We start from the raw sequence: 15,526 nt of genomic DNA on the forward strand, positions 1-15,526 counted from the left end.
CGGAAACTAGAGAAATTAAACGTGGGAAGACAAAGTAGCTGAATACAAATCAAACTGTTACTTTTTGTCTCGGAAGCTCATGCTCTCATTGTTAAAAGGCGTGTGGTAGGTGCATTGGTAGTTGATGTCAATGATATCGCTGACGATGAACAGCTCACCTGATGCTAAGAAACCTCGGTTGGTGATATTCATCGCTGCCGCATTTTTTTTGCAGCCGAGCAACTCTGCATCTTCTTTAGACACATTGATCGCTTGATATGTCGTTAAATAGCTATCGATCTGAAGGCCTTTCGCCAATGCATGTTTTTGGATTGAGCTTTCAATGATCTCGGCATTCATTTCTGGAAAGACGCTAACAGGGATCTTGGCTTCTTCTATCTGAACTACTTTGTTGTTAATCAATCGAAGCCGTCTAATTTTCCAAATGTAGTCATTGTCGTCTAAAGAAAAAATCTGCTGTTCATGGTTATTAGGTAGCGCTTTATTTAGCTGGAGCTTTTTATAAGAGATCTCTTCAAAACTGTTTTCAGTAATGGAGTTGTACACCAGTGGTGTGCCAATGAGAGAAGTGTTGACGAAGTAACCAGAACCCACTTTAGATTTCACCATGCCAATAGCTTCTAGCTTGGCTAGTGCTTTACGAATCGTGAAACGAGATAATCCATATATTTCAGACAGTTCTCTTTCTGCAGGAAGCTTATGGCTGATACTGTTTTGACAAATTTTGCTCACAATATCTTGAACAACTAATTCATATTTTTTCATTCTAAAAACTTAAAAAAGCACTCATGGTGATTAAATTATAGTTAACTAAATCAGAGACTCAGCGCATTCCGAACTAGCCGATAATTCTAACATAGAAGGCTGATTAGATGATGAGAAATAGGGTGTTTTGGAGGGTGAATTCGAGGGTTATATCTAGGGGTGTGACTTCATTCTCTTTCTCGATTAGATAAGGGGGAGATCGAGGTATTAGGCAAACAGATAATAAAAAGCACGGCCAATAGGACGTGCTTTGAATGTTTGAGCTTTCTGAGTCGCGAGCTACATGGCTAAGTTTTCATTTCTTAACTTGGTGAGTGCTTTTAGATGGCTTTGTCTTTTGAATTCGCTAGCGGGTTATGACAGAGCAAGATTATTCGATCTTAGATATTGCGCTTCAATTGGGATACGCAGATGCCTCACAATTTATACGAGCGTTTAAGCGATCGAACGGATAACACCGCTTCAATGGAAAAAGAACAAAAAGAGTGCAGGTGATGACATAAACGTATAACGCTTATAAAGCACCGACCATATTCCCATCTGAAGCTGATTTATGTTGATGATTGACTCGTTAGTGAATATTGAGAAGGCCGTCGTAATGATGGTCTTTTTTGTACTCTATTGGTTGTATATTCTACTCGAGACTTTTAATTTATAAACGTTCGCTATGAATCTTGATGCGTGGCACTTTGTGTCTTTTTTCCATCAATAACATGGCGATCACGGGAGTATGTATGAGTTCTAATGAAATCAAAAATGTGGTGTTTGATGTGGGCAATGTCATTGTGCGTTGGGCACCTCTGGAAATTGCCCGTCTTACTTTTGGTGATACTGAAGACTTGGAGTCTCGAGCTCGTTCTATTTTCCAAAGCACGATTTGGTTGGATTTGAACAAAGGATTCTTGACCGAAAGTGAGGCCAAGCTTCGTTATCAACAAGAACTCGACTTATCCCCGTTAGAGTGCGAACGCTTGTTTTATTACGTTAAGCAAACGCAGATTTTACTGCACGGTTCAGTTGAACTCATCGAGCGTGTAAAGCGATCTGGGTATGGTGTGTATGCGCTTACCGACAATGTGGTCGAGATTGTTGATTACTTAAAAAATACCTATCAATTTTGGGCGTTGTTTGATGGTGCGGCAGTCTCCGCTGAGCTTGGTATGCTTAAGCCACAACCTGAAATCTACCAAGCGCTTTTATCTAATTATGGGCTTAAAGCTTCAGAAACCGTCTTCCTCGATGATATGCCTTATAACGTTGAAGGTGCGAGATCTGTGGGTATGGCTGCTATCCAGTTTACTGATGCCGTTCAGTGTGAAAACAGCTTGCAGGCGCTTGGCGTTAATTTAATAGATTGACACCTTGGCAAATGAGTTAAATTTGAGGATGTAGAAAATGAAAAGATACCCACCTAAGTCTATCGTTACATTCTTGTTTTTGACCATGTCGGTGCTGGTTTTAGTCGTGGCTTTCGTGCTTCAAATTCGCGGTGAGCAAGCATGTGATGGTTGCTATGAATCAGATAAAGGACAGTTCAAGTTTGTCCTTTACGATGGAACTTCACCTGCGATAATTCCAAGTATTCACAACGAGCTATTACTCAAGCAGGCTCCTTTGATGAAGAGCTTCGGCCTAGACTCAATACCGGTCATAACAGTGAGAGTATGGCAAGGCCAAAAGGCCTACTTAGATGAGCAAGAGCGTAGCATTGGACAGCGATATGCGTTTTCTACAGGCTACATCGAGCCTAAAAGTAATGAAATCAGGCTGCTTTATTTTGGTGGTGAAATTCAACGAACAGCATTGCATGAATTTGTGCACTTACTGACACTTCAAATCAACCCCAATTTTGCGAATAACCCTCGTTGGTTGTGGGAAGCGGTGGCTATCTATAAATCTGAAGATTATTGGTTCCACATGAATAACAGGAATGCCATCAAAGCCCGTTTTGATGGGCTTGTTCAAGAGTTATATATCAACCCTAATGATGGTTCAACAATCTATGAAGTCGGTTATATGATCGGTGAGTTTATCGAGCGTTCTTGGGGGAGGAGGCTTTTATTAAGCTCATAAAGAGTAACGGTGATGTATCTGGAATAACGAATGAGCCGATAGAGTCGCTATTTTCAGGGTGGAAGGGTTTTGTGAAAAATACCTATCTTAGTTCACCACAAAGCGAGTATGAGAAGGCTTTAGATCGGAGCCCATTACAGGCCTCAGAGCAGTTAATGAGATGAACTGTGTAGAAAGTTAATCGTACGATAGAACAACGCTGTTTATTAGATTAAGAGCCGTGTTATTGAAACATGGCTCTTTTTGTTTTTAGGTTTGGATACGCAACTTGCTTGTTTAGTCGTGGGCTTGTTCGGCATTCAAGTGTCGAATCAACTTGGCAGGTGTACCACCGTATAGGCAGTTTGGCGGTACATCGCTGTTGACCACAGAATTAGCTGCGATAACCGAACGAGCGCCAATCGTCACGCCTTGGTTGATAACGGAATTACCGCCAACCCACACATCATCTTCGATTGTTATTGGTAAACAGAAGGTTTCCCATTTACGGCGGCTACGATAATCAAGGGAGTGTGATGGCGTATAGAATTGGACGCTTGGTCCAATTAAAACATTGTTGCCGACTTTGATTCTCGCACCATCTAGCATTACTACGTTCATATTGATGAAGGTATCTTCGCCAATCTCGATGGTTTTACCAAACTCACAATGAAAAGGGGGCTGGATTAAACTGCTACTGCCGACTTTCCCAAATAACTGCTCTTGCAATGTGTGTTGCTGGTCTGGGTCTTGATGGTTGTTGAAAGCTATTAGCGATTTTCTGGCATTGGAACGCATGGTATCAATTTCTTGGTCTGCACCATCATACACTTGCCCAGATAGCATCTTTTCTAGTTCAGTTTTATCGTTTGTATTATTCATGCTTGCCCACTTTCCGAGTGTCTCGGTCTAAATGACGAATACTGCAAGATTAGCGATTTTTGGACATAAAAAAAGAGAAAAGCCTCAGCCTTTCTCTTCCTATTTTGTGCTTTAAGCACTAATGCTAAGTGAGCCCAGCTATTCAGTAAAAGGCGCGCTTTGCCAAATTAGATTTGCTCAACGAAACCCATTAGGTGTTGTTTCACTTCGTCTGAAGCAAACGCACTTTCTACAGAGTACTTGTAGATTTCTACGTAATCTTCTTTTGTTAAGCTGAATGTTTCACACACACGCTTCACTTCGTTAGTCATGGTTGTGTTCGACACAGTGCGGTTATCTGTGTTGATCGTTACAACGATGCCGTCTTTCTTGAATTCAGCAATTGGGTGGTCGCTGAATTTGTGAATACATTTAGTTTGAACGTTACTTGTTGGGCAAGTCTCAAGTGCAACTTGCTTCTCTTTAACGATGTTGTACGCGTCTTCGTTACCTTGGATGTGAACACCGTGGCCGATACGCTCAGCATCCAACATAGTTACTGCATCGTAAACGTTTTGACCATGCCATTGCTCACCAGCGTGCACGGTAATGCGGTAGCCTTTTTCAAGAGCGTATTGCGTGTATTCAGGGAATTCAGCGCAGAAACCTGGCTTTTCGCCACCAGCGATATCAAATGCAACCACGCCTTTACCTAGGTAAGGTTGGCCTGCGTCGATTACGTTTTTGATAGAATCTTTAGGGAACATACGAAGTACAGACATGATGTAGTTGCCCTTGATGTCGTATTTCTCTTCAGCACGCTTCATGCCTTTAACTGCGCTTGCAATGATCGTATCAAGAGACAGACCTTTATTTACGTGCAGGATTGGTGCAAAGCGAACTTCTAGGTACTTAACGTTTTCTAGTGCAGCGTCTTCGTAAAGCTCGAAAGAGATACGTTCAATCGCTTCTTCAGTCTGCATCACTTGCAGTGGCAAGCTGAAACAAGCCAGGTACTCATCTAAGTTTTTGCAATCTTCTGGCACCGTTAGAGATTGAACAACCGCATCGCGATCTTCAGGCAGTTCGATTCCGTACTGTTTCGCCAGATCAATAATGGTGTCTGGACGAACACTTCCGTCTAGGTGGCAGTGCAAATCAATCTTAGGGAGTGCTAGAAAATTCATGAGTATTCCTTAGGTCTATTATTTTTTTGAGTTATTAACTCATAGGTTACATGGGCTTAAATTAACAAGTTTGTGATATGATTTAAAGTGACATAAAGTCATCATTAATCTGAATCTAAGGAATATCATGGTAGATGTTAAGAGCTTACTCAAATGTGATATGAATTTACTGCTGTGTTTACACGTGTTGCTTGAAGAGCGCAGTGTGAGCAAAACGGCAGAGCGATTGTTCCTTAGTCAGTCTGCGGTGAGTAAGCAACTCACCAAGCTACGCTCTTTGTTTGATGACCCTTTGTTTGAACGCGAGTCAAAAGGTCTGTTTCCAACCCCGAAAGCCACCTCTTTAGCGCCTAAGATTCATCAGATCCTTCTGCAAGTTGAACAGCTAACCGTGCCGGACATCTTTGAACCGAAAGATAGCGAACGCACTTTTAATATCGATCTTGTTGAAACCGCTTATACCGCGATTTACCCTAAATTTATGCCTAACGCGCTGGCAGATGCGCCGAACATTACGGTAAACAGCACTACTTGGAGCAGCGAAACTTTTAAGCGCTTACTAAAGCGTGAGGTCGATTTTGGGATTGGAATTTTTGAGCTCGATGAAAGGGCGAGTACCCACATTCAAAACATTCCTGCCGAGCTGAACCATGTCGAATTGCTGCAAGATTACTCTGTGTGTTTGATGCGCAATGATCACCCAGTGCTTCAAGAAGAGTGGAATCTGCAAGCCTTCCTTAAATACCGTCATATTCAGTTAGTGACCGGTGGCGTTGGCGACTGGTTGCTACTGGAAATCTTACAAGCCAAACAGCTTCAAATTAACAAAGCCGCCAACGTGTCGGACATCACCAGTGCAGTAAAGCTTTGTAAGCAAAGCGATTTGCTGATGTGTTATCCGTACAACTCGGTTCGTGACTATATTGAGAGTGGCGAGCTGGTGATGAAGCCGATTCCCATTGAGTTGGTTCCCGGTGGTTTGTTTTTGCTTTGGCATCGTTACTTTGACTCTGAACCAAGCCACAAATGGCTTCGCGACCTCATTGTTAATAAGACTCAAGAACCTCAGCTGTAAACTTCAAGCTACGATGATCAAAGCGGCGAAATAACTTTTTGAAATTTATTTCGTCTTTTTAGAATGAGCATCGTCTTACTACGGGTGCTAAATGCCCGCCAAGAATGAGATATCTAAATGAATTCAATGCCATTGATTCCGCAGCAAGTAATTGAAGAGGCTTGTGAGTGGGCCATTATGCACGGTGTCGCTTTTCGTCAGTCTGACAATGCCGCGAGACATTGCCCTTTTAGCCTTGCTCCAATGAGTATTGAGCGTGAGGTTTTTGAACACCTGTTGAAGGTGACGCCGCTGATCACCAAGCTCATCAATAATGTTTCTGAAGACCACGACTTTTTACAGTCATCATTGAGCGATATGGCGAAAGCCGACCCGTTTTTTGGTCGCTTGATGGAGTTGCACCGACAAGCACACGGCAGTGAGGATGAGCGCTTGAATCCAGCGCGACAACCTTTGTTGTTGATGCGTACTGATTTTATGGACGATCGCCAACACGGTGCAAAAGTGATTGAGTTTAATGGCATTGCGGCAGGAATGGCGCCTTTTGGTCAACGCGCTACAGAGTTTCACTCATTCATGCAAAACCAATGGCCAAACGTTTATAACCATTGGTTGGAAGAATTGTCAGCAACACCAGCTGAAAACCAAGGCTTAACGCAGTTGGCTTATGGTATCGCTAATGCTGCAAGGCAAGTGAAAACCGATTTCGATGAGCAAGATAAACCAGTTTTCTTGATGGTGGTTCAGAAGAACGAAGACAATGTATATGACCAACATTTGCTTGAAGTTGAGCTGCAAAAACAGGGCATTCGCACGGTTCGTCGTACCTTTGAACAATTGAGCTGTCAGCTTTCAACAGGAGATAACCAACGTTTGTTGCTGCAAGATGTTGGTGCGGTCGATGTGGTTTATCTAAGAGCTGGCTATCAGTATTCAGATTACTGGGCTCCAGAACTCAACGAATCGATTTGTTGCCACACACTAAGTCAGACTCGCTTGTTTATGGAACAACACCATGTCGCAATGAACGCGACCATCAGCCAACAGTTAGCGACCAGTAAAACCATGCAAATGCTGCTGACCATGATGCCAGCAACAGAATACACACGCTGGAGTTTAACGTTAGAAGAAGCCGAATTGGCCAAGAGTGTATTAGCCGATATGAAGCCAATCACCAGTGAATCAATAGAGTGGTTTAACACGCAAGCTAATAAGCAAGAGTGGGTGTTGAAAAACCAAGGTGAGGGCGGCGGTCACTGCGTATTTGGTGATGACATCAGTGAACAATTGAACCAGCTTAAACCGGAAGAATACGACGCTTGGGCTCTGATGCAGCGCTTGTACCCACATGAGCGAGACGTGCCGACCATTGCAGTGCGTGATACCCAACAAACGCTCGTGACAGACTTAGTCAGCGAAGTGGGTTTGTTCACCGCTTACTACAAAGGTGAGCCAGTAACAGAGCTAGACGGCTACGCGGGCTATTTAATCCGCAGCAAACCCGCTAGTGAAAATGAAGGTGGAATCCACAGTGGCAAAGGCATTCTCGATTCGCTGGTGTTGATTAATTAACTCCTGATTCTGACAGATAGCAGATAAAACAAAGGCCAGCATGTGAACGTTGGCCTTTTTGTTGGTCGCGATTTTGTGGTTTGAACGAGTGCTTAGTCGCGTTATGCCGGAACCTTAAAACAAGAATCTTGATTGCTGTATTTTGGTACGAAGCACAGTTTGTCTGCCGACATCTTTAAGCCGTTTTGCATCTGGATATGTGTTACCGCCCAGATCACGCAGCCGTGAGGTAAATTGAATAGCGAGCGAGTTTGCGTGAACAACACGCCGTCGTCATAGGCCGGTGTAATGTTCGTCGCTTTACCTTGCCACGCTTTATGAGTGGTTTGCACATCAATATTTGGAACAATCAATGAGAGCATTTCTGGCTCAACGTCTTTTACGACTTTTAAGCAGATACGACACCCATCGTAGTATTGTTCTATCCAGATTTTATGTGGAATAGCATGATCATCCCAACCCAGTTGTAAGATATGTTCCATGACTTTGTCCTTGGTATCTAAGAAGGAAAGGCAGTGCTCAACACTGCCTGAATTAGCTCAAATATTATTCGTAACTTAAACCATGTCCGAACGGGTAAAGGGTGTCGGCTTGATTATACCCAGGATAGTCTGAGTCTTGGTTTTGAATGGCTTGGGCACTGTTTGCTAAAGCAAATGGCAGCTTTCCTTGAGGTGCAAAGTTACCTGAAAGCACTTCCATGAGGTTGCTATCTGATACACCAAATGTCGCTATCACGGCCCCTGCTTGCTTAAGATTACTTTGATCGTCTAATACGAATGGTTGTCTAAAGTTGATGGACAATACCGTTTTGTCAGCGCCCACTTCGTTCATGACGGCTTTAATGTCGCTTAGGCTTGGTTCGATATGCCAAGAGGCGGCAGTAGCCATTTCGCTGAACGCAAGAATATCGAGTTCATCTGGGTTTGCACCACCAAAGATAAGATCAGGATCTGAACCTTCGTTAGATACGCGAACACGAATAACCGCATAGTCCGTATCGGCTGGAACTGGTGGACGTGTTTCTCCCGTTTCGTAATCACCAGAAGTCACGGTAAAGTTGTACTTGTCGTCTCCTGCAATGTTTTCGTCCATTCCCATGACATACAGAGCAACAGGAGCTTGTGCGGTTGATTCAGCTAAAGGTAAAGTCTTATTGGTATTTTGAAGTAAGACGACAGATTTTTTCTGTGCGTAATCAGCGCGTTCTTGGTACTTCTCGTTGCCTAAAATCTCTTGGGCTTTTTTCTCATCAACGTAAGTGTTTTCGAAAAGGCCAAGCTTGAATTGTTCTTCAAGTAAGCGCGTTACGGATAGGTCGACACGCTCTTCGGTGAGCAGATCCTTTTCGACCAGTTTCACGATGACTTCTTTATCATGGAAACCTGAAAGCACATCAACGCCTGCTTCGACCGCCATTGCAACCTGTTCATCAATCGTTTTGTGTTCCACACCCCATGCTCGATCGCCAATAATGCCGGTATCTGAGTTCACGTTACCTGTGTAGCCTAATTCGTCTCTGAGCAAATCGGTGACAATGCCTTTTGAAAAGGACATGCCCACATCATTTGGCATCCACTTTTGATCTACAGGGATGCCGTAGTAAGGCATGATTGAAGAAGCGCCAGCCTCAATTGCGGCAATAAACGGTTTTAGGTGATAATCAAAATTGTTCTTTGGATAGACTTGGTTCTTACCGAAGTCATAGTGTGGGTCACCGCCGTTTTCTTGTGGACCGCCGCCAGGGAAGTGTTTGATGGTTAGCGCGATACTGTCTTCGTTGACCTCACCGCCATCCTGCAACCCTTTGATCAGTGAGCGCATAATGTCAGACGCTAAATCTGCATCTTCGGTAAAGGTCTCATGCACTCGATACCAGCGAGGTTCTGTCGCCAAATCCATCATGTATCCGTACATACTGCGCAGGCCGATTGAAGACCATTCGTCATTCATGATGCCAGCAAATTCAGTGATCAAATCCATGTCACGAGTGGCTGCTAAACCTGCCTCTTTAGGCCAAGCAGAAAAGGCACCTGAAGAAACGTTGATCCCAGCTTTAGCTGATGGATCTATGTGGTTACGAGCATTGGATTTGAATAGAGCGGGGATACCCATTCGCGTTTGTTCACGCAGTTCTTGAACACTATTCATGAACTGGGCAGCTTCTGTTGGGGTTATCTGACAGCCTGAACGGCCAGTATCACAATCAGGTGTGTTAGTTGGGTTTTCAACTACGCTGTTACGGAAGATAAAGCGCGTCATTTGGGCATCGGCAATCATGTCTTGCCCGGCACTGCTAACAAGTCCACCCTCGGCTGAGTTTAAGGTGTCAATGAGCATCATGCCGGCTTTCTCATCTAGCGTCATTCGGCTAACCAAGTCTGCTGCTCGTTCTTCTGGAGATAATCGCCAGTCTTCAAAGGGTTCCAGTTTTCCATTGCCGTTAGAATCTCGGAATTGGTAACCCTCAACGTTCAATACATCATGAACACGAGAGTGAACTTGGGGTTGCTGGAGGTTATTGTCGCTATCAGATGAGTTGCATCCTGCAAGAAGCAACGCGATTGCTATAGGTGTCAGGGTAAGACGCTTCATGGTCACGATCCTATTGTTAGTATAATAATAAGTACATGACCAATTTTAATAATTAACGGATTATTGGTTAACCAAAATAAAGCAAACTAAAGATTTGGATCACCATATAAATTTAATTGGTGATTTAATTCAATTTAGTACTGGAAATATATTGACGACGTTTAAATAACGTAAACTTAATTAGATTTGATTTTTTGATATCCAATTAATTCCCCATTTAATTAGTGGTGTATTACTTCCATATTTTAAATCTAGAATAAAAAATTTATTGCCTATTTTATAGTTAACAATCTGCGCTGATGTAAACGATAGATAGTGACTATGTTGGTGACTATAAAGGTGATTTCGACAAAGGAGCCTCCAATTGAACCAATCCAAATGTTATGGCTAGCCCAACAGAAGGAATTGAATAAGATTAATGATCTCAAGGCGATGCCTTGTCTTGAAAAGAGTGCCCATGTCGCAACGGACGAACCAACAACCGTAATAAACTCAAAGAAATGGTTCATGTTGGGCAAAGTCATGCACCACATCAAGCCAATAAAGAACCACATCACTTTGCGCGATTGAGTTTTTATCGATACGTAACTGCGAATAGCATTAATAATTACGCCTATAGCAGCCACTATGGCACCTATTAATATGAAATGGATACTCATAACAAAACAAAAGATCATCATCTGGCAGCGAAAACGCATATCATCTTTTTGCCAAAAGGCCATTACACCGATACAAAAAGCCAGGCCGCCAACTCCTTGTGTTATCCATTTTTCCATATTTAGCCTTTATTTTTAGATGCTATCGAGCACGATTAAATAATTAACTTTAAGAGAATAATGCTCAACCATAAAATAACCCTCCAAAAGGAGGGCTAGATATAACGTTAAAGGTGCTATTGCATTAGGTTTAATTGACTAACTTAACGGCTTCACGAGTTAAATTAGCCAGCTGTTCCCAATTACCTTCTTCAATTAGCTTCTTATCCACCATCCAAGTACCACCACATGCGAGCACTCGAGGTATCGCTAGGTAGTCTTTGATGTTGTTTGGGTTAATGCCACCTGTCGGCATGATCTCAATATCCGTGTAAGGCGCAAGAAGTGACTTAACCATGTTGATGCCACCTGATGCTTCAGCTGGGAAGAACTTCAATGTGGTTAAGCCCATTTCTAGAGCGGCTTCTACTGTACTCGGGTTGTTGACCCCAGGAATGATATCAATACCAATCTCTTGGCAGGCTCTTACCGTATTTGGGTTAAAGCCAGGAGAGACTACAAACGTTGCGCCTGCTTCTTTAGCGGCGATCGCCTGCTCACGATTGAGCACAGTGCCAGCGCCGATCAACATGTTTGGTTGCGATTCACGAAGTAGACGAATTGCTTCGACAGCCGCTTCAGAACGGAAAGTGATTTCTGCCGCTGGTAGGCCATTTTCGGCTAAAACTTTACCTAGAGGGATGATGTCTTCTGCCTTGTCGATAGCGATAACAGGAATGACTTTCAGTGCTTTTAGTTGTTCTTTAATACTAGACATGTGTGGTCCTTAAGCGACGCCAAGCGCCGGTTTTGTGAATGCTTTTGGAATGATAGCGCCACGATGTTGAATCACCGCGCCAGCCATTGCGTTGCCTCTTTGGCATGCGGTCGCTAAATCTGCGCCTACAAGGTATGCCGATAAGAAGCCACCATTAAATGAATCGCCTGCGGAGGTGGTGTCCACCACTTGTGCGACAGGTTGGGTTGGCACGGGTTGTGGAGCCAAAACCGTACCTGAACCCTGATTCGTGGAATCTTGAACTAGGCAGCCATCAGCGCCTAATTTTATGATGCACTTGTTTACGCCTAATGTCTTCAGGCGGTTTATCGTTTGTTCTGGGGAGCTGTCACCCCAAATCAGCTGTTCATCATCAAACGTTACCAGTGCAACATCAGTGAGTTGATACATGGCTTGGTAAATGTTTTTTACGGTCTGATTGTCGTCTTGTGGCCATAGCGCTGGGCGGAAGTTACTATCAAAAGCGACTTCAACCCCTTGTGTTTTGAGTTCGACCAACAGATTGAGCAACGAGATACGATCTTCTTCCGGTAAAATAGCTAAGGTAATGCCACTTAAGAAAACCACGTCTACTTGAGTTAATGCTTGCTTGATCTGTGCGAAACTTGGATGTTGAAGCAGGTATCGCGCTGCAGATTGGTTGCGCCAGTATAAGAATGTACGCTCACCTTGGTCATCAAGTTGGATTAGGTATAAGCCGGGTGTGCGAGTTTCATCAAGGAGTACTAAATCCGTCGCAACGCCCTCATCTTGCCAGCGAGACAGCATACCTTTACTAATGGGGTCGGTACCAAGAGCAGTGACATAAGAGACTTTAACGTCCCCAAGGTTTACATTGGCTTCACAGCCACGACTTAGATAAATCGCGGCATTCAGTGTGTCACCACCGAATGTTTGATGCATTGAGCCAAATGGTTTTCCGTTCAGCTCAATCATACATTCACCAATAATGGCGATATGTTTCATCAGTTATGCCCTCTCTTCAAAGTAACGCTTAGCATTACCAAAACAGATGTCTTCAATCATTGGACCAAGCAGTGACATATCATTTGGTACTTCACCATTTTCAGCCCAGCGGCCAACCATGTCACATAAGATACGGCGGAAATATTCGTGACGAGTGTAAGACAGGAAGCTGCGAGAATCGGTCAGCATGCCGACAAACTGGCTGAGCAGGCCAAGTTGAGATAACTGCTCCATTTGACGTTGCATGCCGTCTTTCTGATCGTTGAACCACCAACCAGAACCGAACTGGACTTTGCCCGCGATGCCGCCACCTTGGAAGTTACCAATCATGGTTGCCATCATCTCGTTATCGCGAGGGTTTAAGCAGTAAAGGATGGTGCGAGGCAGCTCGTTGCTTTGATCCATCTCGTCTAATAGGTGAGCCAATTCGAAGGCAAACGTCTTGTCGCTGATCGAATCAAACCCTGCATCTGCGCCTAACAGTTGGAACATACGCGTGTTGTTATTGCGTTGAGCACCAATGTGAAGCTGCATTACCCAACCCATTGCGGCGTAGCGCTTGCCTAACCACACTTGAACGGCTGTTGAGAACTGTGCACATTCTAAATCGGTGAGCGTTTCGCCGTTGAGGCGTCGAGTTAACAGAGCATCCAAATCCGATTCTGATCGAACAGGTGCGTAGCGAACCACTTCGATACCATGGTCTGCTGCACGGCAACCATGATCGTTGAAATGCGCTAGGCGGCTGTCTAAAGCACTCAATAGATGATGGAAGTGTGTGATCTCAATATCAGCAACCATGCTTAACTTTTGCAGGTAATCCGCAAAGCCATCAAGTTCAATTTTGAATGCCTTATCTGGGCGCCAGCTCGGTAGAACTTTCACATCAAATGAACTGTCTTGAGCGATCGCTTTATGGTGTTCAAGAGAGTCGATAGGGTCATCCGTCGTGCCGGCCATCACAACATTCATTTGCTGCATGATGCCGCGAGCACTAAATTCCGGTGTCGCTAATAGCTCGTTGCCTTCGTGCCAAATTTGGTCAGCTGTTTCTGGGCTCAATAGAGTGCCAGTAATACCAAATGGGCGACGAAGTTCTAAGTGAGTCCAGTGGTAAAGAGGATTACCTAAGGTTTGAGGGACGGTTTTTGCCCATGCCATAAACTTGTGATAATCACTTGCGCCTCCAGTAATCAGGCGTTCGTCGATCCCTGCTGAACGCATGCCACGCCATTTGTAGTGGTCACCCTCAAGCCAAATCTTAGACATGTTTTCGAACTGACGATCTTGAGCCACTTCTGCCGGGTTTAGGTGGCAGTGATAGTCATAAATCGGCTGGTGGCTTGCGTGTTCGTGGTACAAGCGGCGCGCTGTCTCATTCGACAGTAAAAAGTCTTCACATAAGAAACTCTTCATTGTTTGTTCTCCTTATAACGCAGCCACGGTAGCAACGGCACCGTGTTCAATTAATGATTGGTACGCTGAACTTACTGCATCAATGACCTGTGGGTTTTGACCTAGCTCGGCAGGGAAAATTGCTTCAACCGCAAGCAACGCCGGAACCACAGATACATTGAGTCCATGCTCGTCACAGATCTGGCGAAGTGTGTCTGCCATTGGATCGCGGACATCGATCTCATTGCCTTGCTCATCAACACCCGATACATAACGCATCCAGCCAGCAATGGCGGTTGCAAGCCACGAGAAATCTGATCCTTGCTCTAAATGGAATCGCAAGCTGCCACCCATACGCTGAGGGATCTTCTGACTACCATCCATCGCAATCTGCCATGTCTTATGTTTCAAACTTGGGTTGGTGAAGCGGTTGATCAGCAAGGTTGCGTAACCTTCCAAATCAGTCCCTTCAGGCATCGTTAGTGAAGGTGCTTGGGATTTCATCATCATGTCAAAAGCGGCTTTGCGGTAGCCTGCATCTGTCATGGTGTCGGAAATATGGTCGTAACCACCAAGGTATCCAAGGTAAGCAAGGAAAGAGTGACTGCCATTGAGCATACGCAGTTTCATCTCTTCGTAAGGCACCACATCTTCTACGAACTCTGCGCCAGCAACATTCCAGTCTGGGCGGCCTGCCACAAAGTTATCTTCAATCACCCATTGGCGGAATGGTTCACAGGCGATGCCACATGGATCTTCACAACCAAGCAGTTCTGCAATTTCTGTCAGTGTCTCTTCGGTTGCTGCAGGTACGATGCGGTCAACCATGGTGCATGGGAAGGTGACATTGGTTTCAATCCAATCACGTAATTCTGGGTCAAGCAGTTGAGCAAACTCAATGATCGCTGCTTTTGCTACATGACCGTTCTCTTGCACGTTGTCGCAAGACATCACCGTGAATGGTGTTAAGCCACGTTCGCGGCGAATTTTTAGGGCTTGGACAATATAGCCAAGCGCAGATTTTGGTTGAGTTGGGTTAGCTAGGTCTGCGATGACTAATGGGTTATTTTTGTCGAGTTTTCCGGTCGTAGGGTCAGCGCAGTAGCCTTTTTCTGTGATGGTCATAGACACGATAGCGACTTGAGGCTCTGCCATTTTTTCTAATACGGTTTCGATGCCGTCTAGGCTTGGGTGAAGAGATTCTGTCACTGAGCCGATCACTTTAACGTCTGTGGATTCAGCGCCTTTTTCAGCTACGGTGTAAAGGTGGTCTTGCGCGCGAAGTGATTTAATTAGGTCTTCGCCGCCGAATAGGTTTATCTCACAAATGCCCCAATCAGTGTTGGTTTTGCTGAGCATTTCATTGGTGAATAGCGCTTGGTGAGCTCGGTGAAATGCACCAAAACCTAGGTGCACAATACGGCTTTGGAGTGCTGAACGGTCGTAGTCAGGTCGTAATACAGTGTTTGGCAGCGTAGAGTTAGCAACAGTCTTCATTATTCAG

Annotated in this window: 14 protein-coding genes and 1 pseudogene; 5 read left to right on the top strand and 10 right to left on the bottom strand. The window is 44.4% G+C overall.

Annotation, left to right across the window (positions count from 1 at the left end; translation table 11 throughout):
- Positions 1-57: 57 nt before the first annotated feature.
- Positions 58-765 carry a GntR family transcriptional regulator gene (locus AB8613_RS19010; RefSeq protein WP_146491119.1) on the bottom strand — a complete coding sequence of 236 codons (708 nt, stop codon included), beginning with the start codon at positions 763-765 and terminating at the stop codon, positions 58-60.
- A gap of 330 nt (positions 766-1,095) precedes the next feature.
- Here AB8613_RS19010 and AB8613_RS19015 point away from each other — a divergent pair.
- The 3 genes and pseudogenes from AB8613_RS19015 to AB8613_RS19025 all read left to right on the top strand — a co-directional run.
- Positions 1,096-1,276, top strand: a pseudogene (locus AB8613_RS19015) (helix-turn-helix domain-containing protein); the annotation flags it as partial.
- A gap of 223 nt (positions 1,277-1,499) precedes the next feature.
- Complete coding sequence (locus tag AB8613_RS19020) at positions 1,500-2,123, top strand: HAD family phosphatase (protein ID WP_146491117.1); 624 nt, start codon at positions 1,500-1,502, stop codon at positions 2,121-2,123.
- A gap of 37 nt (positions 2,124-2,160) precedes the next feature.
- Positions 2,161-2,838: a hypothetical protein gene (locus AB8613_RS19025; RefSeq protein WP_372385589.1), complete on the top strand. Its 678-nt coding sequence runs from the start codon at positions 2,161-2,163 to the stop codon at positions 2,836-2,838.
- 276 nt (positions 2,839-3,114) lie between these two features.
- On the opposite strand, the gene AB8613_RS19030 is transcribed toward AB8613_RS19025, so the two are convergent.
- A complete protein-coding gene (locus AB8613_RS19030) occupies positions 3,115-3,699 on the bottom strand; it encodes a sugar O-acetyltransferase (protein ID WP_372385591.1) in 585 nt (194 codons plus the stop codon).
- Between the two features lie 167 nt (positions 3,700-3,866).
- Positions 3,867-4,865, bottom strand: a complete 999-nt coding sequence (gene add, locus AB8613_RS19035; RefSeq protein ID WP_146491114.1) for an adenosine deaminase — start codon at positions 4,863-4,865, stop codon at positions 3,867-3,869.
- Between the two features lie 127 nt (positions 4,866-4,992).
- Here add and AB8613_RS19040 point away from each other — a divergent pair, with 127 nt between their 5' ends.
- Together AB8613_RS19040 and AB8613_RS19045 are read left to right on the top strand one after the other, a co-directional pair.
- Positions 4,993-5,940, top strand: a complete 948-nt coding sequence (locus tag AB8613_RS19040; RefSeq protein WP_017061092.1) for a LysR family transcriptional regulator — start codon at positions 4,993-4,995, stop codon at positions 5,938-5,940.
- Between the two features lie 117 nt (positions 5,941-6,057).
- Positions 6,058-7,512, top strand: coding sequence for a glutathione synthase (locus AB8613_RS19045; protein ID WP_372385594.1), 1,455 nt, complete (start codon positions 6,058-6,060; stop codon positions 7,510-7,512).
- A 101-nt stretch (positions 7,513-7,613) separates the two neighbouring features.
- On the opposite strand, the gene AB8613_RS19050 is transcribed toward AB8613_RS19045, so the two are convergent.
- The 7 genes from AB8613_RS19050 to AB8613_RS19080 all read right to left on the bottom strand — a co-directional run bounded on the left by AB8613_RS19050 (position 7,614) and on the right by AB8613_RS19080 (position 15,519).
- Positions 7,614-7,994: a hypothetical protein gene (locus AB8613_RS19050; RefSeq protein ID WP_017057786.1), complete on the bottom strand. Its 381-nt coding sequence runs from the start codon at positions 7,992-7,994 to the stop codon at positions 7,614-7,616.
- Between the two features lie 64 nt (positions 7,995-8,058).
- A complete protein-coding gene (locus AB8613_RS19055; protein ID WP_372385595.1) occupies positions 8,059-10,107 on the bottom strand; it encodes a glycoside hydrolase family 3 N-terminal domain-containing protein in 2,049 nt (682 codons plus the stop codon).
- 272 nt (positions 10,108-10,379) lie between these two features.
- Complete coding sequence (locus tag AB8613_RS19060; RefSeq protein WP_372385596.1) at positions 10,380-10,883, bottom strand: YgjV family protein; 504 nt, start codon at positions 10,881-10,883, stop codon at positions 10,380-10,382.
- A gap of 130 nt (positions 10,884-11,013) precedes the next feature.
- On the bottom strand, positions 11,014-11,640 hold the full coding sequence (locus AB8613_RS19065) for a bifunctional 4-hydroxy-2-oxoglutarate aldolase/2-dehydro-3-deoxy-phosphogluconate aldolase (protein ID WP_372385598.1): 627 nt from the start codon (positions 11,638-11,640) through the stop codon (positions 11,014-11,016).
- A gap of 9 nt (positions 11,641-11,649) precedes the next feature.
- The gene (locus tag AB8613_RS19070; protein WP_372385599.1) at positions 11,650-12,627 is read right to left on the bottom strand and encodes a sugar kinase; all 978 of its coding nucleotides are present in this window, start codon (positions 12,625-12,627) and stop codon (positions 11,650-11,652) included.
- A gap of 3 nt (positions 12,628-12,630) precedes the next feature.
- Complete coding sequence (uxaC, locus tag AB8613_RS19075; RefSeq protein ID WP_372385601.1) at positions 12,631-14,043, bottom strand: glucuronate isomerase; 1,413 nt, start codon at positions 14,041-14,043, stop codon at positions 12,631-12,633.
- Between the two features lie 12 nt (positions 14,044-14,055).
- A complete protein-coding gene (locus AB8613_RS19080; RefSeq protein WP_372385602.1) occupies positions 14,056-15,519 on the bottom strand; it encodes a fructuronate reductase in 1,464 nt (487 codons plus the stop codon).
- Positions 15,520-15,526 lie beyond the last annotated feature (7 nt).

The sequence above is a fragment of the Vibrio sp. BS-M-Sm-2 genome, assembly GCF_041504345.1.
In the GTDB taxonomy this organism is placed as follows: Bacteria; Pseudomonadota; Gammaproteobacteria; order Enterobacterales; family Vibrionaceae; genus Vibrio; species Vibrio satsumensis.